The 19,311-nt window shown below is 39.4% G+C and carries 22 protein-coding genes and 1 tRNA gene; 7 read left to right on the top strand and 16 right to left on the bottom strand.

Annotated features, from left to right (window positions below; translation table 11 throughout):
• Nucleotides 1-49 precede the first annotated feature (49 nt).
• The 7 genes from trxA (at nucleotide 50) to VIM94_RS12130 (ending at nucleotide 5,257) form a co-directional block, all read left to right on the top strand.
• Nucleotides 50-367: a thioredoxin gene (trxA, locus tag VIM94_RS12160; RefSeq protein WP_332039569.1), complete on the top strand. Its 318-nt coding sequence runs from the start codon at nucleotides 50-52 to the stop codon at nucleotides 365-367.
• Between the two features lie 77 nt (nucleotides 368-444).
• A complete protein-coding gene (locus tag VIM94_RS12155; RefSeq protein ID WP_332039568.1) occupies nucleotides 445-1,374 on the top strand; it encodes a DUF58 domain-containing protein in 930 nt (309 codons plus the stop codon).
• An 86-nt stretch (nucleotides 1,375-1,460) separates the two neighbouring features.
• Nucleotides 1,461-1,534 (top strand) — tRNA-Asp (locus tag VIM94_RS12150).
• Nucleotides 1,535-2,199: 665 nt separating this feature from the next.
• Nucleotides 2,200-2,856, top strand: coding sequence for a DUF4331 family protein (locus VIM94_RS12145; RefSeq protein ID WP_332039567.1), 657 nt, complete (start codon nucleotides 2,200-2,202; stop codon nucleotides 2,854-2,856).
• Nucleotides 2,857-2,881: 25 nt separating this feature from the next.
• Nucleotides 2,882-3,430 (top strand): DUF4331 family protein, encoded by a 549-nt coding sequence (locus VIM94_RS12140; RefSeq protein WP_332039566.1) that lies wholly within the window; start codon nucleotides 2,882-2,884, stop codon nucleotides 3,428-3,430.
• A gap of 73 nt (nucleotides 3,431-3,503) precedes the next feature.
• Nucleotides 3,504-4,799, top strand: a complete 1,296-nt coding sequence (locus tag VIM94_RS12135; protein WP_332039565.1) for a cell surface protein — start codon at nucleotides 3,504-3,506, stop codon at nucleotides 4,797-4,799.
• Nucleotides 4,799-5,257 (top strand): hypothetical protein, encoded by a 459-nt coding sequence (locus tag VIM94_RS12130; protein ID WP_332039564.1) that lies wholly within the window; start codon nucleotides 4,799-4,801, stop codon nucleotides 5,255-5,257. Before VIM94_RS12135 ends, VIM94_RS12130 begins: the two co-directional genes overlap by 1 nt.
• A 174-nt stretch (nucleotides 5,258-5,431) precedes the next feature.
• On the opposite strand, the gene VIM94_RS12125 is transcribed toward VIM94_RS12130, so the two are convergent.
• The 16 genes from VIM94_RS12125 to VIM94_RS12050 all read right to left on the bottom strand — a co-directional run bounded on the left by VIM94_RS12125 (nucleotide 5,432) and on the right by VIM94_RS12050 (nucleotide 19,311).
• Nucleotides 5,432-6,238: an anti-sigma factor gene (locus tag VIM94_RS12125; protein WP_332039563.1), complete on the bottom strand. Its 807-nt coding sequence runs from the start codon at nucleotides 6,236-6,238 to the stop codon at nucleotides 5,432-5,434.
• Complete coding sequence (locus tag VIM94_RS12120; protein ID WP_332039562.1) at nucleotides 6,239-6,772, bottom strand: RNA polymerase sigma factor; 534 nt, start codon at nucleotides 6,770-6,772, stop codon at nucleotides 6,239-6,241.
• A 299-nt stretch (nucleotides 6,773-7,071) separates the two neighbouring features.
• On the bottom strand, nucleotides 7,072-7,971 hold the full coding sequence (locus VIM94_RS12115; protein ID WP_332039561.1) for a hypothetical protein: 900 nt from the start codon (nucleotides 7,969-7,971) through the stop codon (nucleotides 7,072-7,074).
• 51 nt (nucleotides 7,972-8,022) lie between these two features.
• Nucleotides 8,023-8,340, bottom strand: a complete 318-nt coding sequence (locus VIM94_RS12110; RefSeq protein ID WP_332039560.1) for a hypothetical protein — start codon at nucleotides 8,338-8,340, stop codon at nucleotides 8,023-8,025.
• Between the two features lie 3 nt (nucleotides 8,341-8,343).
• Nucleotides 8,344-9,774, bottom strand: a complete 1,431-nt coding sequence (locus VIM94_RS12105) for an NADH-quinone oxidoreductase subunit N (RefSeq protein WP_332039559.1) — start codon at nucleotides 9,772-9,774, stop codon at nucleotides 8,344-8,346.
• 18 nt (nucleotides 9,775-9,792) lie between these two features.
• Nucleotides 9,793-11,280: an NADH-quinone oxidoreductase subunit M gene (locus VIM94_RS12100; RefSeq protein WP_332039558.1), complete on the bottom strand. Its 1,488-nt coding sequence runs from the start codon at nucleotides 11,278-11,280 to the stop codon at nucleotides 9,793-9,795.
• A gap of 9 nt (nucleotides 11,281-11,289) precedes the next feature.
• Nucleotides 11,290-13,209 (bottom strand): NADH-quinone oxidoreductase subunit L, encoded by a 1,920-nt coding sequence (gene nuoL, locus VIM94_RS12095; protein ID WP_332039557.1) that lies wholly within the window; start codon nucleotides 13,207-13,209, stop codon nucleotides 11,290-11,292.
• A 12-nt stretch (nucleotides 13,210-13,221) separates the two neighbouring features.
• Nucleotides 13,222-13,539 (bottom strand): NADH-quinone oxidoreductase subunit NuoK, encoded by a 318-nt coding sequence (gene nuoK, locus VIM94_RS12090; protein ID WP_332039556.1) that lies wholly within the window; start codon nucleotides 13,537-13,539, stop codon nucleotides 13,222-13,224.
• Nucleotides 13,540-13,560: 21 nt separating this feature from the next.
• Entirely contained in the window at nucleotides 13,561-14,151 is a 591-nt protein-coding gene (locus tag VIM94_RS12085) for an NADH-quinone oxidoreductase subunit J (RefSeq protein ID WP_332039555.1), read from the bottom strand.
• Nucleotides 14,152-14,158: 7 nt separating this feature from the next.
• The gene (locus tag VIM94_RS12080) at nucleotides 14,159-14,632 is read right to left on the bottom strand and encodes a 4Fe-4S dicluster domain-containing protein (protein WP_332039554.1); all 474 of its coding nucleotides are present in this window, start codon (nucleotides 14,630-14,632) and stop codon (nucleotides 14,159-14,161) included.
• Between the two features lie 5 nt (nucleotides 14,633-14,637).
• On the bottom strand, nucleotides 14,638-15,702 hold the full coding sequence (nuoH, locus tag VIM94_RS12075) for an NADH-quinone oxidoreductase subunit NuoH (protein WP_332039553.1): 1,065 nt from the start codon (nucleotides 15,700-15,702) through the stop codon (nucleotides 14,638-14,640).
• A gap of 10 nt (nucleotides 15,703-15,712) precedes the next feature.
• Nucleotides 15,713-16,834, bottom strand: a complete 1,122-nt coding sequence (locus VIM94_RS12070; RefSeq protein WP_332039552.1) for an NADH-quinone oxidoreductase subunit D — start codon at nucleotides 16,832-16,834, stop codon at nucleotides 15,713-15,715.
• A 6-nt stretch (nucleotides 16,835-16,840) separates the two neighbouring features.
• Complete coding sequence (locus tag VIM94_RS12065) at nucleotides 16,841-17,317, bottom strand: NADH-quinone oxidoreductase subunit C (RefSeq protein ID WP_332039551.1); 477 nt, start codon at nucleotides 17,315-17,317, stop codon at nucleotides 16,841-16,843.
• An 11-nt stretch (nucleotides 17,318-17,328) separates the two neighbouring features.
• Nucleotides 17,329-17,886: an NADH-quinone oxidoreductase subunit B family protein gene (locus VIM94_RS12060; RefSeq protein ID WP_332039550.1), complete on the bottom strand. Its 558-nt coding sequence runs from the start codon at nucleotides 17,884-17,886 to the stop codon at nucleotides 17,329-17,331.
• The gene (locus VIM94_RS12055) at nucleotides 17,877-18,227 is read right to left on the bottom strand and encodes an NADH-quinone oxidoreductase subunit A (RefSeq protein ID WP_332039549.1); all 351 of its coding nucleotides are present in this window, start codon (nucleotides 18,225-18,227) and stop codon (nucleotides 17,877-17,879) included. Before VIM94_RS12055 ends, VIM94_RS12060 begins: the two co-directional genes overlap by 10 nt.
• 73 nt (nucleotides 18,228-18,300) lie before the next feature.
• Complete coding sequence (locus VIM94_RS12050; protein ID WP_332039548.1) at nucleotides 18,301-19,311, bottom strand: 2-oxoacid:ferredoxin oxidoreductase subunit beta; 1,011 nt, start codon at nucleotides 19,309-19,311, stop codon at nucleotides 18,301-18,303.

Genomic DNA, 19,311 nt, shown 5'->3' with positions numbered 1-19,311 from the left:
TTTACAATTGATTTAAACGAAACACAAATACGTTATAAAAACAAATGTTATGGCAATTGAAATAACCGATGCTACTTTTGAAGAAAAAGTTTTAAAAAGTGATAAACCAGTTTTAGTAGATTTTTGGGCTGCCTGGTGTGGACCATGTAGAATGGTTGGACCTATCATTGAGGAAATAAGCCAAGAATATGATGGAAAAGCCGTGGTTGCAAAACTTGATGTTGATGCTAACCAGGAATTTGCCGCTAAGTACGGGGTGCGTAATATCCCAACCGTTCTTATTTTCCAAAATGGAGAGGTTGTTGGCCGTCAGGTTGGAGTAGCTCCAAAAAACACTTATGCTGATGCTTTAGATCAACTAGTTTAGTTTTTCTTAAGTACATATAACTTTAAAAATCCCGGTCTTTCCGGGATTTTTTTATACCTAATTCCTATCTTAGGGCAATGGACTTAAATAGGGAAATACATAGTCTTTCGGGAATTTCCAATCTGGATTTGTTGGCCCGCCAGGTGGTGGAAGGTTATATCTCTGGAATGCATAAGAGTCCGTTTCATGGTTTTTCTGCTGAGTTTGCTGAACATAAGATTTACAATGCGGGGGAAAGCACTAAGCATATAGATTGGAAGCTCTATGCAAAGACCGATAAACTTTATACCCGCCGCTATGAAGAAGAAACCAATTTGAGGTGTCACTTCATAATAGATAATTCGGCATCTATGCATTATCCCCGTGTGGAGAAATTCAGAATAGATTCTTTAAATAAGATAGGCTTTTCAGTTCTGGCGGCCGCGAGTATAATGCAAATATTAAAACGACAGCGGGACGCAATGGGATTAAGTATATATAGTGATGAATTTGAGTTTTACGCTCCGGAAAAAGGTAGCGAGAGACATTATTTTATGCTGTTGAATGCTATGGAGCAAATGCTCACTAAGCCTGCGAAAAGAAAAGCTACTGATACTTATACCTATCTCCATCAAATCGCCGAAAAACTTAAACGGCGTTCCCTGGTTTTACTGTTTACAGATATGTTTCAGGCTGATGCTGAAGAAAACGAACTGTTTGAAGCGCTAAGGCATTTAAAATATAATAGGCATGAAGTAGTACTCTTTCATGTGCTCGATAGTAAAAAAGAGCTAAGCTTTGATTTTGATAATAGCCCCCGGCGTTTTACCGACGTGGAAACAGGGGCTGAGGTAGATCTTTATTCAGAAAATATTCAGGAAAGCTACAGAAAAGCTGTGGGACAATATGTGAATGAGCTTAAATTGGAATGCGCAAAATATAAAATAAGCTATGTGCAGGCCGATATCAATAAAAATTTTGATAAAATTCTCATTGCTTATATGCTTGAGAGACAAAAGCTTGTCTGAATCTTTAAAAATAAGCTTGAAAAAAGTGAAAAAAAGGTTTGTGTAATCTAAAATGCGTGGTATATTTGCACTCGCAATAATGCAACGGTCTGGTAGTTCAGTTGGTTAGAATACCTGCCTGTCACGCAGGGGGTCGCGAGTTCGAGTCTCGTCCAGACCGCAAAGTTGCAAAGAAGCTCCTCTAATCGGGGAGCTTTTTTTGGCACTAATGATTAGTTGTGTTGTTTGTCCCGATTATTCGGGATTGTGTAGTTAGCCATTGGAATTCCTGGTTCTCTAGGATTTTATGGCCGACTGATGAGAAGCTTTTTTCCGTGTATTCGGGAAGAGGCTTTTTTGTTTTTAGGACTATTCCGTTTTAAGATTCATTTCAAGGACTTTCTGGGGATCAAGATCATTTTCTGGGTTTTAGGCAAATAATTTCTCCAACCGGTATAAAAAGAACTCCGTCTTTCTTACTCCTCTAAATTGGACTTCTGAATGCTTTTAAACGATGTGTCTATTGAGATTACCATCGAACTTTAGGGTCATTCCAGGCTTCACTATGTAAACTACGGCAAATCCTGGAAGAAAAAGTTTTGGGGGTGGAACACGAGGTCTCACTCTTAAAATTAAAGAATTTATGAACCTCCTCCTTTTAATTCTATAGGCACAGGTTTCCATTCACATTAAGATATTTCCTGTCTGAGTCTTCTATGCGCATCAATTATCGAGTTGTGTTAAAAATAAAATTTCCTCTTTAACAAAACCTTAGGAAAACCCTCTCTGGGATTATTACGTAGGTATAGATGAAAACAAATTTTATTAATTAAAACTTTTCTAATCATGAAAAAAGCTAAACACATTTTAGGAACCAGCTTACTTTTAGTTGCTGGTTTATTCTTAATCTCCGCAGATCACATTGATGCGCCAGCAGTACAAGGTGGATCAAGTGATATTACAGATTTCTATGCCTTTCAAGGAGAGAATTCAGACAACATGGTATTTGTTGCCAACCTGCAGGGTCTTTTAAGTCCTTCAGCGACTTCTGATGCTTCTTTTGATGAAAGCGTAATGATTGAGTTCAACATTGATAACGATGGTGACTTTATTGAGGACCTGGTAATCCAGGCAGTGCCCAGAAACGGTAAGATGTATATTCTGGGACCTGTAAAACCAATGGAAACCGGTTTATCCAGTACTTTAACTGGAGATGCCACTAAGGATTTTACTTCCGTAGACATTACAGCTTATGGAGAGAATGCCGAAATCATTTCTAAAAATGGAATATCTGTATTTGCAGGACCCCGTGATGATCCCTTCTTTATGGATTTTGCCCAGTATAATGCAATTATAGCAGGAGAAGCATCAGGATTTAACAACCCTGGGACCGACACTTTTGCTGGGACTAATGTTATGTCTGTGGTAGTTGAAGTACCTAAAGCCATGATAGGTGGTACAGGAACCATTAATACGTGGGTAGAATCTAAGAGAAAACAATAATATCAATTCAGAAAAAAATATAATTATGAAAATATCAATTAAGATTTTAGGAATAGCTCTAATAACAGGATTGTTAGTAAGCTGTGATAAAGAAGATATACCCAACGAGGTAATAGTAGATAATACCCCTGATTTGTCTGGAACATACATGCAGGAAGATCAAATGGGAAGGCCCGCTATAAATACAGTATTTGTATCCTCAGAGAATAAAGATCAGTTTAATGTAACAACTCCTTCCAATCAAAATGCGGCTTTTCAAACAATGTTTGAGTCTAAATTACTTGCACTAAACCCGGGATATACTACAAATGCTTTAGGGATGGATGCAGCTACCTTCACAGGTGCTTTGGCAACAGATGTTTTAAATGTATCCCTTGACGGTCCCACTACCTTTTATGACGGAACTAATGTCTTAACAGGTCGAGCTCTTACCGATGATGTTATCACCGTAGAATTACTATTGATCTTTGGAGGCCCCGATTTCTCTGAAAATCCGGAATTTTCAGATGATCATGTAGATGCTAATGACAAGGAGTTTCTAACTTCTTTTCCCTACCTGGCTTCGCCACATTAGATCACTCCAATTTAGAGCAGGTCGAAATGGCCTGCTCTAATATTTTTTCAACTAAAACTTAAAATAACAACCCATGTTCAAGAAATATTATTTAACAACTGCATTTTTAACGCTTCTTGCATTTGCAAGCTGTGATAAAGCTCCTGAACAAATAACTAATAAGAAAGATTATGAGGAATACCTTCAAAACGATACTTCCTTGACGCTGGAGCCCATTAAAAAGGATCGTAATTTCTGGAAAGAGAAACTGGAAAAAAATCCGGGACAATTTCCATATTTAGGAAAATTGGCGGCCTCTCAATCTCAATTGTTTGATGCTACCGGAGAGATTAAATATTTAATTAAGGCCGAAGAAAATTTAATAGCGGCCAATAAAAGAACCGGCTATAGTCAGGCCGGTTATCTAAGATCCCTTGCCAGGAATTATATTTCACAACATCGTTTTAGGGAATCCTTAAATCTTTTAAATGCCGCTGAGGCAATTGGTGAGAATATTAATGATACTCATAAAATGCTATTCGATGTTTATATGGAGCTTGGTAATTATGGAAAAGCCGAAACATATCTTGAAAAAATTGAAGATCGAACTGATTTTGATTTTCTTATTCGATATGCGAAATGGAGCGATCATGAAGGAGATTTGAGTACAGCCATAACTTATATGGAAAAGGCGATGGAAAAGGCCGAAGCATCTAATTTAAAGGCCTTAAAGCAATGGGCATATACCAATATCGCTGATTTTTATGGACATAATGGAGAGATTAGAAAATCATATAATCACTTTTTGAAGGCACTGGAATTAGATCCTAATAATGCCTATGCAAAAAAAGGAATTTCCTGGATCGTTTATTCCTATGAACGTAACCCTAAAGAGGCATTACGCATTTTAAACACTATTACAAAACAAAACCAGACCCCCGATTATTATTTATTAAAGGCTGAAATAGCTGAATTTATGAATACTGAATCTGCAAAAAGATTAAATCTGGCGTCTTATTGGGCTGCGGTTTCAAATGAAAATTATGGAGTCATGTATAATTCCAACAATGCCATACTTTACGCCGAAGAGTTCTCGGAACTTGAAGAAGCTATGCACCTGGCGCAAAATGAAATTGAGAACAGACCAACTCCGCAATCTTATGCGTTGTTAGCCTGGACTTACTACCACAAAGGTGAATATGAAAATGCACTGGAGATTGCAGAAAAAAATGTTGTAGATAAGACCCACGAGCCTGAAAGCCTTTTTCATATGGCGAAGATATATAAGGCCAATGGAAAAATGAGAAAAGCCAGGGTTCTTAAAGAAGAATTATTAGAAAGTGTCTATGAACTTGGACCGGTGACGGAACAGGAAATTAGAAAGATCTAATGAGATTGAAATATTTTACATACCTGTTTTTTATGTTGTATTCGGGGTCTGTCTTTTCCCAGGAGCAAATTAAAGATGTAAGTAAGGATTTCGAATTTTATCTTGAGAAGGAGATTACTCTGGGTTTTTTATATGTTTCAGAAGATTCTTATCAGTTTAATCTGATTTCTGGAAATTTCAATAACCTGGATTTTCAACTTAAAATCAGAATGGAAGAAGAACTGAGTAGTGAGGAACAATATAATTTTTTTTCAGAGGTAACATTTTTTGATATGCTCTTAACTTATCAAAAAGGTCCGGTTGGAGTGGCTTTGGGCATAATAAACATGCTAGGATTTAATAGTCCCTCCTTTGCAATTGAGGGGTCTTTCGAGAATGAAGGAGAAGTGGTTAACAATGTTCATTTTACTCATGAAGCTGACTTCATGGTGAGTACCGTGTTGATTTATAATTTTTAAATCTAATTATTAGGTCGCTGGGTAATTTTTGGTTGGTTTGTTTGTAGAGCGTTTACCGAATTTCTGGTAAGCGCTTTCTCTTATCCGAAAAGTATTTCAATAGAATCTCATATAGCGTGGAATAGCAAATCCCTCTATTTTATCTTGTTAGAGCCAAGGCTAGAAGATTTGTAATTAGGAAGCCGATTCTACTATTCCAATAGTGAAGAGCTGCTCCATAGTGGGAGTTTCACTTCCTCCGGTGGGTTCTAAAGTGATTCCAAAAGCTTCAGAATCATTTGGATTTGGTATGGTGAAGATTTTATTGTCATCTGTTTTAAAGTCATCAATAGTACCTAAACTTGTAGGAGATAATGGAGTAAGCTTTAAAGACCAAACCTGATAGACTTTGCCTCTTGGTGGCTCCGGCAGTCCCTGGGCATCTAAATAGATGTTCCCGGCTTTTTTATTCCAGTATACTTTAGCATAAGCGTCCGGTGAAACAGCCTGTCCTTCCAGGGGTACAGTGATAATATCTTTATTCCTTAAAACTGTAATTAAATTCTTTGCTTCAGCTAGATCTGAATTAGCTTTCTCTATTTGTTCTTCCATCAATTCATTGTTGGTTTCAACAACCTGTATCTGTTCTTTAAGAAGATTTATTTCATTTACAGTCCACCACAAAGTAAAGCCTATTACAAGTGCTGCAGCCCATCCCGTATAAGCTATCCAGGATGGCCGTGTTCTTTTTAGTGGAATAGTGCCGGGGTGGTTATTATCTAACCCAAGTTTTGATTTTACTGCGGAAAAAAGATGTTTAGAATCAGATGGTGAGGCGGCACTGGTGAGAGCAACTATTGAAGATTCTATTTTCAAGACTTCTTCCTGCACTTCGGGATATTGCAGCATAATTTTAAAGACCTCTTCATTTTCTTTTTCAGAAAGAGCCCCTGCAACATACAGTTCAAGTATTCCGGATTCTATGTATTTTTTTACATCCATTTATTGGACACCTAACATTTGGCGTAATTCATTTATGCAATTTCTATTCCTTGTTTTTACCGTCCCAATTGGCATATTAAGAGTTTCAGAAGTTTCTTTTTGGGTAAGCCCCTTAAAGTATAACAGCTCAATTATTTCGGTGCATTTGGTTGCAAGTTTTTTAACGAAAGATTTCACACCAATTGCATCTGTAGTACGGCTGTAATTTTCTTCGGTTTCTAATATATTTACGAAAAATTGACTGTCAAGGTTTTTCTTTGAGTTCTTAAATTCTTTGGAACGTGTCTTATCGATGGCCGCATTTCTTGCTATGTTTAATAACCAGGTGAAAAAACGTCCTTTTTTTGGAGAATAAGAATCTGCATTATGCCATGCTTTCATAAAGACGTCCTGCAAAACTTCCTGGGCAATGTCATTATCACGAACAATATTATATATAACGCCATGCATACTTTCACTGTACATCGAATACAGTGACTCAAAAGCCTTTGCATCTTTTTGTTGAAATTTTATAACGAGGGCGCTGATCTCCATAGATAGTTTTACGGAGCGTAATTTAGGAATTAAAATTAAACTTCTAACTCCCCAGCTAATCATTGGCCGGATTTTTAAATAAGGAATCTTTTATTGATACAGAAACCTCAAAATAATTCAGAATTTTTTAGACCTTGAAAATACACTTTTGTTGGCAGGTCAATAAGGTCATTTCCCATTTTGAAAAGAACTTTTTAGCTTTTAGGCTATTCTGAATTTTTCTCTTTTCCACAATATTTTTGCCAAAAACAAGGGGCTCTTTAAAAGCCCCTTTCAATTTTGATCAATAACTTAATATACTATTTCACCAATTTCTCCAATGAATCTTCAATATCTCCTGGCGTCGACATTATTTTGCTGAAGGTACCCATCGTTAAATCGGGAAAAGCAATGGCAATTCTATACCTGCCATGTAGCATGTGAACTTCATTTCCGATAACTAGTACCTCGTAAGGAAGAAAAGCGGTATGTTTAGGTTTGCCAATATCGATTATGGGAAGAAATTTAGCCTCTCCTTTTTCTCCCTTAATCCCAAAGCCATATAGGGCTATGTTTTTTCCTGGGATTTCAATTTTATAAAGCATTTCCAGGTTGATATTCTTTTCTTTGGCAGCGGTTTCAATTTTATTTGTGGCTGTTTGGTAACTATCAAAACTTTCAAGTTCTACGGTATCGTCAAAGTAAGGCATGGCAAACATATAATGATATTTCCTTAGCTCTTTTTCCGATAAACCTTCTTCAGAACCGAAGGGCAAATTTCTAAAAGACCCCGTGGCCTCCATAGCACTTTCCAGTTTGTTGGAAAGCTTTGTGTAATAAGCAGAAACCTTAGGGTAATCTTTTCTAAAGTAAGCATTTCCCCAATAAGCAGGGTTGGTATAAGATACCAGTGTTTTTCCATTTTCACGGGTGATTGCTACCCGTAAACTTGCAGCAAATCCGGTTAACTGGCCAACCTCTTTTACTGCAGATTTGAGTTCGGGTGATGTAAAAATAAGAATCCACCGGTTGGCATCATTTGCAGGTTGATATTGACCTACAATCTCAATTCCGTTTTGTTCAAGGTTTAAGGGTAATTTATCTTTTAGTTCTGATATGTTATCCGTTGTTTCTATGGCCAGCACATAAGGTTTTAAGTTTTGTGCATTTACCCAATTTAATGAGAGGGTAAGGAATAAAAGGAGATTTATTATTTTCATGTTCTTTGTGGTTTTGGGTTTGCAATTATTTGAAGCAACAGGTCAATATATTTATTTATAGTAATGAGGATTGGTGTCCTCCGATTTCTGATTCCAGTAATCCTGGGTAACCTTATGACCATCGAAAGTTTTTAGACGGCGCTCAAAGACGTAGATTGTAGGGTTAAATACCATATCTGTTACTGCTACGGTATAGAGTTGGGGTTCTTCTTCCGACTTCCGTTTTTCTTCTTCCACGATCACTTCAAAGCCGTTGTGTTCCAGTAGCTTTTTTAGGAAATCTTTTCTTTCTTCATTTATTTTTTTCTCTACGAAGCTAACCCGGGTGTCCCCAATACTGCCAAATGTATGTTTTCCTTCTAGTGCCATAACTTATTGATTAAAAGCAGCGCTTAGTTCATAAATGTAATCGTATAAGGGACTGTACATACCCAAAACAAGGATACCAATTACTGTAATACCAAGTCCTAAACGCATATATAATTTGTTGTTGAAAAATGGAATCGGGTTTTCATTCTGCCGCAGGAACATCGCCCTCACAACCAGCAAATAGTAGTATAAAGAAATAGTGACGTTCACCACTGCCAGAAATACGAGCAGGTAGTAACCTTCTCTTGCTGCTGCGGTATACAGGAAGAATTTTCCAAAGAATCCTGCCACCGGTGGAATTCCTGCGAGAGAAAATAAAGCCAGTAACATAATAAGGCTCAACTTAGGATTGGTTCGGTACAAACCATTGTAATCATCAATGTTTTCTTTACCTGTTTTTAATGAAATTGCCTGAACTACTCCAAAGGCTGCCAGATTGGAGAAGATATAGATCATCACAAAATACACAACTGAAGCTGTCCCTAGCTGTGTTCCGGTGATTAGACCCAGTAAAATAAAACCAGCCTGAGCGATAGAGGAGAATGCGAGGAAACGTTTCATATTCTGTTGCCTAAGGGCAAAAAGGTTACCCACAAACATGGTTGCTAAGGCTACCACATAGATCATATTTTCCCATACTTGCATTAAAGGCTTAAGCACTGTAAACATAAGGATCATCAGGATGAAAACCGCTGCTCCTTTAGAAATAACCGAAAGATAAGAGGCAACACTAATCGGTGCTCCTTCGTAAACATCGGCCGTCCAGAAGTGGAAAGGTACCAATGAAATTTTGAATGCTAATCCTGTAAAAAACAGTATGAATCCCAGGATAGTTAAATTGTTGGAGGTTATTACCTCAATAATGTCATTGAAATATATAGAGCCTGAAGTCGCATAAAGCAACGAAATCCCGAATAACGAAACCCCGGAAGCCAAAGCTGCCGAAAGAATAAGTTTAATCCCCGCTTCACTGGAACTTCTTTTTACCAGTTCAAAGGCTGCAAGAGCGGCCACCGGTATAGTCGATAGTTCCATCCCTATATAAAACATCAGAAAGTCGCCCGCCGAGATCATAAAATACATTCCCAAAAGAGAGAAGAAGAGTAGGATAAAGAATTCGGTACCCCGGTTTAGTTTTACGATTTTTTCCTGTATCCAGTCAGCTGATTGTAACAGAAGAATGAAAACTCCAATGTTTAGTACATTTTTAAAGAAGTGGATAAGGTTGTTGGTTCTAAACATCCCACCGAACAAACTGCTTTCTTCCAATGGGAAAAAGCCCAGCGCAGTATGTATTCCGAAGAGAAATATAGCCAGATGAACAGCACTGGATTTTTTCTGCTTCGGAATAAGTATTTCAGCAATAATAAGGATTAGGGCTATTGCCAGGAGGGCCATCTCGTGCCGCATCAGGAAAAAACTACTAAGTTCCATTTTCGTTCTTTATTTAAATTATAATACTCCCTGCAAAAAGGGTTGTAAACTTTTTAATATCATATCGCTTAACCATAATGGAGCTACGCCTATTCCCACAATAGGAAGAAGCAATAAAAGCACCCCGGTTGTTTCGTACCAGGTAGCTTTTGGAAGGCTTAAATAGCTTTCATTCTTAACAGGCCCCATCAGCATTATTCCTACTACCCGTAAGATGTATACTGCGGTAACAACAATTGCTGAAACCGAAATTATGGTGACCACCCTGTGGAACATATCTTCATTCTGAAATGCCCCTACAAAAATGTTCATTTCGGCTACAAATCCGCTGAAGCCTGGCAACCCAAGGGAAGCCAGCCCGGCGATAACATATATTACCGAAATGAATGGAATTACTTTTAAAAGTCCTCCCAGTTTTGTGATATCCCTCGTATTGGTTCTGGTATAGATCATTCCGATTAAGGCAAAGAAAAGGGCTGTCATGAAACCGTGGGATAATGATTGTAATATCGCTCCGTTCCAGGCAGTTTTATTCAGCATTAAAAGTGCAAATAACACCAGCCCCAGGTGACTAACCGAAGAGTAGGCGTTGATATATTTTAGATCGGTTTGTCTTATGGCAGCAAATGCTCCATAGATCACTCCTGTAGCCGATAAAATAATGAAGAACCAGGACCACTCCAGTGCGCCTTGAGGAAGAAGGAACATCGCCACCCTAAAGACTCCGTAGCCCCCAAGTTTCATTAAAACCCCTGCGTGTAACATGGAAACCGCAGTTGGGGCCGAGGCGTGCCCATCTGGAGACCAGGTGTGGAAAGGGAATAAAGCACCCAACACCGCAAAACCTATAAAGATTAATGGGAAGAATAGTTTCTGAGCTTCAAAAGGGATATTTACCTGTGCGATCTCAAGGATACTAAAAGTTAGTGGTCCGCCATCGGCATTTGAGTTGAAGTATATTCCCAGAATTCCCACCAGTAACAGGGCAGAAGCTCCCATTAGCATCAGGGTTAATTTCATCGCAGAATATTCTTTGGGTCCGGAACCCCAGATACCAATGAGGAGATACATAGGGATTACCGCGATTTCATAGAAAAGGAACATAGTAAACAGATCTATGGAAATAAAGAAACCGTAAACCCCTGTCGCCAAAACCAGTAATGAAACAAAGAATTCTTTAGGCAAATCGTATGTTTTCCAGGAAATAAATACCCCGGCCAAAACAATTATAGAGGTTAAAAGGATTAGTGCGACCGAGATCCCATCTACTCCAATATTATAATGAATGTTTAATTCTTCAAACCAAACGATATCCCTGGTAAACACGAATATACTATCGTTTATGCTTTGTTCCTTCAGGTAGGCGAAAAGCAGGTTTATCGCCATTCCCAGCTGAATAATACTGCCTAGCATAGCTATTTGCCGGGCCTGTTTTAATCCTTTCGTGAAAACCAATGCGATGATTACGAGTACCGGAAGAACAACAAAAAGTGATAAAATGTCCATAATGATCAATTAATTAGTCCATAGGTAAATGAAAACGATTGTCAGCACTACAATTCCGCTAATAAAGCCGAAGGCATAATCCTGAACTTTTCCAGACTGAATTCCTTTAATTTTATTGGCAACAACCAAAGTTTTATTGCCGATTCCTTCCATGGTTCCATCCACAAATTTCTTATCGAAATAGGCAATTGGAGCAGAGATCCTTTTAAAGATCAGTTTACGGGTTATGAAAAGGTATAGTTCGTCGAAATAAAATTTATTGCTGGCCCAGAGGTAGAATACTCCAAAGGCCCGGGCAAATCTTTCGGCCAGGTCGTTTTCTTTTTTATAGAATATCCACGCCAAAATGATTCCTATTAAACCTATAAGCACTGCTGTGGCCGCCAGTGGATAATTTAAATGTGCTACAAATCCCAGCTTATCGGCGGTTACGTATTCACTGAATGGAATAAATCCAACTACTACACTAAAAATCGCCAGGATGACCAACGGAATAGTCATAGAACGAGGAGATTCCTTCGGTTTATGGGCATAAGTGGTCTCTTTTCCCCAGAAGATTCCGAAGTAAAGTCGGAACATATAGAAAGCAGTTAAACCGGCTACCAAAATTCCTATAGAATAGAGAAACTGACTGTTTTCATAAGCTGCTACAAGTATCTCATCTTTACTCCAGAAACCTGCCAGAGGCGGAACTCCTGCAATTGCCAACGCAGCGATGAGAAAGGTGATATTGGTAATTGGCATATGTTTTCTAAGTCCGCCCATATCCTTAAGATAATTACTGTGAACGGCATGGATCACCGAACCTGCGCCAAGGAATAAAAGGGCCTTGAACATTGCGTGGGTAAACAGGTGGAACATAGAGGCCATATAACCGACTCCTTCGTGACCATCAAAACCTGAGACCCCAAGGGCCATCATCATATATCCTATCTGAGACATGGTTGAAAATGCCAGCACCCTTTTAATATCTGTTTGCGTTATTGCTATAATTGCAGCAAAAAGGGAGGAGAATGCTCCCACATAGGCAACTATGTTTAAGACGTAACCTTCTTCGACGAAATAATACATGGGGAAAAGCCGTGCAACGAGATAAACCCCGGCAACTACCATTGTGGCCGCATGTATCAGGGCCGAAACCGGTGTTGGTCCTTCCATCGCATCGGGAAGCCAGATGTGTAATGGGAACATAGCTGATTTCCCCGCACCTCCCATAAAGATGAGGATTAGAGCCCATGTTAATACCGATAAGCCCATAAAGGAGGTGGAAGCCCAGTTGGCTATTGCAGCACCTTCAGGGTTATTTAGAGTTTCAAAGTCCCAGGTCCCGGTGTAGAAACCTATTATCAGGATTCCGATAAGAAAGCCAAAATCGGCAAATCTGGTTACGATAAAAGCTTTTTTGGCCGCAGCCACCGCCGAGTTCTTTGTATAATAATATCCGATCAAAAGAAAAGAGGATACTCCCACCAATTCCCAGAAAATGTAAATCTGGAAAAGATTGGTAGCCAATACCAAACCGTACATAGAAAAGGTGAAAAGAGAAAGAAAAGCAAAGAATTTGGTATATCCCGGGTCTCCTTTCATATAGCCACGACTGTAGATGTGAACCATCAGGGAGATGGTAGATACTACGATGAGCATCATTATAGAAATAGGATCAATAAGGATCCCGAGATCTATATGCAGGCTATCTGTAAAGTTCAACCAGACCGTTTTTTCAGTAAATGTCTGATACGCACCATCTAATTTTCCTGTCACAAAGAAGTACTGAAAGGCACCATAAAATGAAAGTATGGTGGAGGCGGCGAGCCCTGCAACACCAATCCAGCCGGAAATTGCCGGCTTGATCTTTTTATTAAAGATTCCCAGTACCAGAAAGACAGCCAGGGGAATTAATGGAATTAAAAAGAGATAACTTATGTTCATAGCTTCCGTCTTTTAATACTTCAGAGTTTCAGTTTCTTTAACATCTACAGAACTTATTTGCTTGTAGAGATTTATGATTATTGCCACGGCCAGGGCGGTTTCTGCAGCTGCCACAGCAATTATAAATATTGAATATACCATCCCCTGTAAAAGTTCGGGATATAGGTATTTATTAATGATCACAAAATTTATCACCGTCGAATTCAGGATAATTTCGACCGAGATCAACATTGAAATAAGATTGGTTCGGGTAATGAATCCATAAATTCCAATGAAGAACAGGATAGAGGTGAGAGTGAGAATTTCCGTTATGCTAATGCCGGGTATCATGGTCTTTGTTTTTTTATTTGATTAAACAGCTACCTCGTCTTCCAGAAGTTCTTTCTTCTTTGCAACTGGTTCTTCTTGTTTTACTACAGGAGTTTCTTTAGGCTTATCCTCAGTTTCGTCTTCTCCCTTAGCGATTATAATAGCTCCTATCATTACTGCCAGCAGAAGAATACTTATCACTTCAAAAGGCAGAATAAATCCACCCGCCTCAGTACTTAAAAGAGCAAATCCAATATCGGCAGTGGTTGTGGTTGTTGCTGTAGTGGTTTCAACAAAGGGATGGGAATAAATAGTAGTTAGAAAGACTCCTAAACCAATTAGAGAGGCTAGTGCTGTGATAATTCGTTTGGATTTTTTAGCGACTTCCAGTTCCATATCGATATGATGCACCAGCAACACCGAAAAAATGATCAACACAATTATCCCTCCGGCATAGACTGTAAGTTGTATGGCGGCTAAAAAGTTATAGTCTACCATAAAATAAATTCCGGCTATACCTATTAAGACAAAAAGCAAATAAACCACCGAACGCAACATTTTGCGACTGCTCACCGATGCTATTGCCGAGACTATCATTATTAAGGCTAAAACATAAAAAATATACTTTTCCATATCTATATTATTCTACACCGGCTTTTACCTTTGATCCGGGTTTGTTTAAAACTCTGGTAAGCTGACTCCTGTCATAAACCGCATTTTCAAAATTAGGAGCCCATTTTATGGCTTCTGTAGGACAAGCATCAATACACAATCCGCACTGGGTGCACATTCCATAATGAAAAATATGTTTATCTATTAATTTTTTCTTCTTCCCGGTTTCAGGATCTACCTGGCGATCCCAGATTATTTCTATACTACCATTGGGACAGGCGATCTCACACTTCTGACAACCGGTGCAATTGTGTTCATTATTTTCATCGTGTGGCATTACTACCTCTCCCCGGAAACGTTCAAACATTTTCAGGGTGTCACGGTTGTCTGGATATTGTTGGGTGATGGCTCCTTTCCTGGAGTTCAGGAAATACTTTCCTGTTACGCCCATTCCGGTTAGCAGGGTTTTTATGCCGTTATATATGTCTGAAAAATAACTCATAATTTCTAAAATTGAATTGTGAAATTAAGCCATATTATTATTGCCATTAGCACGATGTTAAACAGGTTAATAGGCAATAGATATTTCCATTCCAGGGTGAGGAGTTGGTCTACTCTAAGTCTGGGGAAGGTCCATCTGAACCACATCATTAAAAACACCAGGGCAAAAGCTTTGAGTAGGAACCAGAATACCCCGAGCCATGGAATTGATTCTGTTATCCCAAATGGGGACAACCAGCCTCCGAAGAACACTGTAGTCCCAATAGCGGCTATGATGAACATATTGATGAATTCGGCTAAAAAGAAATAAGCGAATTTCATCCCGGAATATTCGGTATGAAAACCTGCTCCCAATTCCGATTCGGCTTCTACCATATCAAAGGGTGCCCGGTTTGTTTCTGCAGTTCCGGCGATCATATAAATCATAAAGGCAATAACTGCGGGAATATGCCCCTGGACAATGAGCCAACCGCTTTTTTGTACTTCAATTATTTCTGAAAGTTGCAGGCTACCGGTAAGCAGGATCATGGTAAGCAAAGAAAGTCCTACTGAGAGCTCATAACTTATAGTCTGAACTCCGCTACGCATAGCTCCAATTAATGCAAATTTATTGTTACTACTCCAACCGCCCAGTAATATCCCGATAACTCCAATAGAGGAGATAGCGATAAGGAAAAAGATTCCAATATTTATATCGAAGGCCTGTAGGTTTTGGGAAAATGGAAAAACAGCCAGGGCCATTAGGGAGGAAATAATCAAAAAATAGGGAGCTAAATTATATAGGAATTTATCGGCCTTATTTGTGCCGGTTAGCTCTTTAGATAATAGTTTAAGAGCATCGGCAATGGTTTGAAACATTCCGAAGAAACCAACCCGGTTTGGGCCAATCCTTAACTGGAACCAGGCGGCTACTTTTCTTTCCATTAAAACCAGAAATAAACCCAGAACTGCAAAGACCGTAAGATATGCCGTTGCAATCATTATCATTTCGGTGATATCTGTCACTGATGCCGGCATCCAGCCTAAAACCCAGCTGTGAATGTTGTTTGTTATGATAAGGGAACTATACATTGTTTCAGTTTTAACGATCAATATCTGGTACAACAATATCTATGGTCGCCATCGTGGCTACCAGATCTCCAATCTTTCCGCCCACAGTAATATGGTTTAACAGGGAAAGATTTGAAAGCCCCGGGGAACGGAATTTCATCCGGTGCGGATTCTTTCCGCCGGTACTTATTATATAAACTCCAAATTCGCCTCTTGCAGTTTCCACCTTTTGATAATACTCTCCTTTTGGAAGCTTGATCACAGCCTTGGTGGGTACCTTGAAGTCTCCTTCCGGAATGTTATCAATGAGCTGTTCGATGATGGAAATTGATTCCCACATTTCCTGGATCCTTACCAGATACCGGGCGTAAGAATCACCTTCGGTATGTAAGGCTTCGTTGAAAGTCACTTTATCCAGGGCGCTGTATGGATGATGTTTTCTCACATCGCAGGAATAGCCCGATCCTCTGGCTACAGGGCCTGAGGCTCCAAAAGCAATAGCATCTTCTTTGCTTAATACGCCTACTCCTTTAGTTCTCTTCTGAAAAATGATGTTTCCAGTAAGCAGTTTATCGTATTCCGGTAATTTGGTCTTGAAATGAGTGATGAATTCTTTCACCCTTTTAATGAAATTTGGATGGATATCCTGCATCAGCCCGCCCGGAATATTATAATTCATAGTTAGCCTGGCTCCGCAGGTTTCTTCAAAAATATCGTTGATCATTTCCCGGTCACGGAACCCATAGAAATAGGAGGTAAGTGCCCCTACATCCATTCCCATTACTCCCCACCAAAGTGTGTGAGAAGAAATACGTGTTAATTCGTCTATAATGGTCCTAATTACTTTTACCCGCTCGGGCACTTCTATTTCCAGAGCATTCTCAATGGCAAGGCAAACGGCTTCATTATTAATGTGAGAGGATAGATAATCCATCCTATCGGTAAGGTGAACGATTTGCTGATAGCTATCGCGTTCGCACATCTTTTCTATAGAACGGTGAATATATCCCAGATCTGGTTCTACCTTTTTTATGATCTCTCCATCTATGGTGAGCAATAGCCGCAATACCCCATGGGTTGCAGGGTGTTGAGGCCCCATATTGATGAAGTATTCCTCAGACTTAAAGTTGTTATTTATAGTAGCAGTTTCCATATTTCTTTATTTAACAACCATATTTACCTCATCTTCATAATCTTTTCTAAGCGGAAAGCCTTCCCAGTCTTCTGACAAAAACAAACGTTTTAAATTGGGATGACCTTTAAATTTTATTCCAAGGAGGTCAAAAGCTTCTCTTTCATGGAAGTTGGCGGTAGGCCAAATATCCTGTACTGAATCAAACCACGGATTCTCTCTATCTGAAGTCTGTACTTTTACCACCAGAATATGCCGGTGCTTTGTAGATTCCAGATGGTAAACCACTCCGAGTTCTTTTCCCCAGTCAACCCCGGTAAGGCAAAAGAGGTAATCGAAACCTGTGTGGTTATTCTCCTTTAACCTGGACATTAGTTCATGCAGGTATTCGGGATTTATGCTTACATTCAAAAACTGGGAACCTTCTTCAGTAAATTCCAGGTGGACGCTTTCAGGGCCGGAAAACCAGGTGGTGATCAATTCCTGTAATTCTTGATTTGTCATAACTACTTTTTTTAAAGACCTTCATCAAAACCTTCCACAGGATTTTTCCTGTTTTGTATACTTTCTGTACGAATTTTTTCCTGGAGCTTCAGCATTCCGTCGAGTAAAGCCTCGGGACGGGGCGGGCAGCCTGGAACATATACATCAACAGGAATTACGTGATCTGCACCTTTTACTACCGAATAGGAATTATAAAAGAATGGCCCTCCCGAAATAGCACAGGCCCCCATGGCGATCACGTATTTCGGTTCGGCCATTTGGTCGTAAAGCCTACGTAATACAGGAGCCATTTTATTCACGATAGTACCGGCAATGATAATAAGGTCGGCTTGCCTTGGGGAAGGCCTCGCTACCTCAAAGCCAAATCTCGAATAATCGTGACGGGCAGCCCCGGTTTGCATCATTTCAATGGCACAACAACTTGTTCCGAAGTATAGTGACCACAGCGAATTTGATCGTCCCCAGTTAATTATCTTATCTAATGAGGTTACAATAATATTTGCACCGTTTCCCGCAGGTAATACCTGGCCAGGAAAATCTTTTGGTACTTTTTGATTTTCTACTTCCATTTTAATGCTCCTTTTTTCCACGCATATGCCAAACCTAATCCCAGAATAGCCAGGAAGATCATGATCTCGACTAAAGCTACTGTTCCTACTTCCTCGTACACTACAGCCCAGGGAACCAGAAAGGCTATTTCTACATCAAAGATTAAGAATAGGATTGCGAATAGATAAAACCCGACTTTAAACTGAACCCAGGTGGGGCCTATAGTAGGCATCCCACTTTCGTAAGGCTCACGTTTCTGAGGGTTATCTGATTTGTGTGATATTAAATTTGAGATAAAATTCGCGCCGGCGACCAGAATGACGCCGGCGAGAAAGAAAACTATCAGTGCTTCTGAACCCATAATATAGTTCTTAATATGTTAATAAAATTAACAGTTTTCAAGGGTTTAAAAACTGATGTAAATCAGTTATGCTTTAATTTACCTGATAAGTTTCTCCTGAGAAGAATAGGTCGTCGGTTTTTCTGAAATCAGACTTTGCTTTTATCTGTTCAGTTAACTCGTCTTCCCTCTCTTCCAGGGTAACATCCTGAAAACTCCTAATAATTCCTGTAACTAATGGCTCCTCCAACCTTACCAGCATCTGGTGCATAGTAGGATCTTCGGTTTTTGCATCGTGAATAAGAATATCCTCTTCTGTAATACCGTTCTCACCTATGGTGACAGTTTCCAGTTTAAGTCCGTTTAGTACCAGCCCCTGATCTCTGTTTTTTCCGAAGATCATAGGTTTTCCATGTTCGACAAAGAGTTGTTTGTCTTCACGCACTTTCTTGTCGGTGTATTTTACGTAGCAACCATCATTGAAAATCACACAATTTTGAAGTACTTCTACTAATGAGGTGCCTTTGAATTTCTGGGCCTGAATAAAAATGTCTGTCATTTCCTTGGGCGCATTCCCTCCAATACGTGCAAAAAACCGGGCCTGAGCTCCTATTGCCAATTCCCCGGGTTGAAACGGGGGTTGGGTGTTTCCATAAGGAGAAGATTTGGTTTTCTGACCTACCAGTGAGGTTGGTGAGAACTGTCCTTTGGTTAGCCCATAGATCTCATTGTTAAACAGAATAATATTAAGGTCGATATTTCGTCTTAGCACATGTATGAAGTGGTTTCCGCCAATGGCCATGCTGTCTCCGTCTCCGGTAATAACCCAAACGCTTAGATCTGGATTTGCCAGTTTTACTCCAGATGCGATAGCGGGAGCTCTACCGTGAATGCCATGCATCCCATATGTTCCCATATAATAAGGGAAACGCGAAGAACAACCAATCCCTGAGATAAAGACTACATCTTCTTTTTTAACTCCTGTCTCAGGCAATGCTTTTTGTACCGAACGTAAAATAACATAGTCATCACAGCCCGGACACCATCTTACTTCCTGGTCATTTGCAAAATCTTTGTAAGAATATTTTTTTACAGTTGTTTCCAT

This window comes from Salegentibacter sp., assembly GCF_036568425.1.
In the GTDB taxonomy this organism is placed as follows: Bacteria; Bacteroidota; Bacteroidia; order Flavobacteriales; family Flavobacteriaceae; genus Salegentibacter.
The sequence above is the reverse complement of the archived record's forward strand: the minus strand, read 5'-3'. Positions and strand labels throughout refer to the sequence as shown.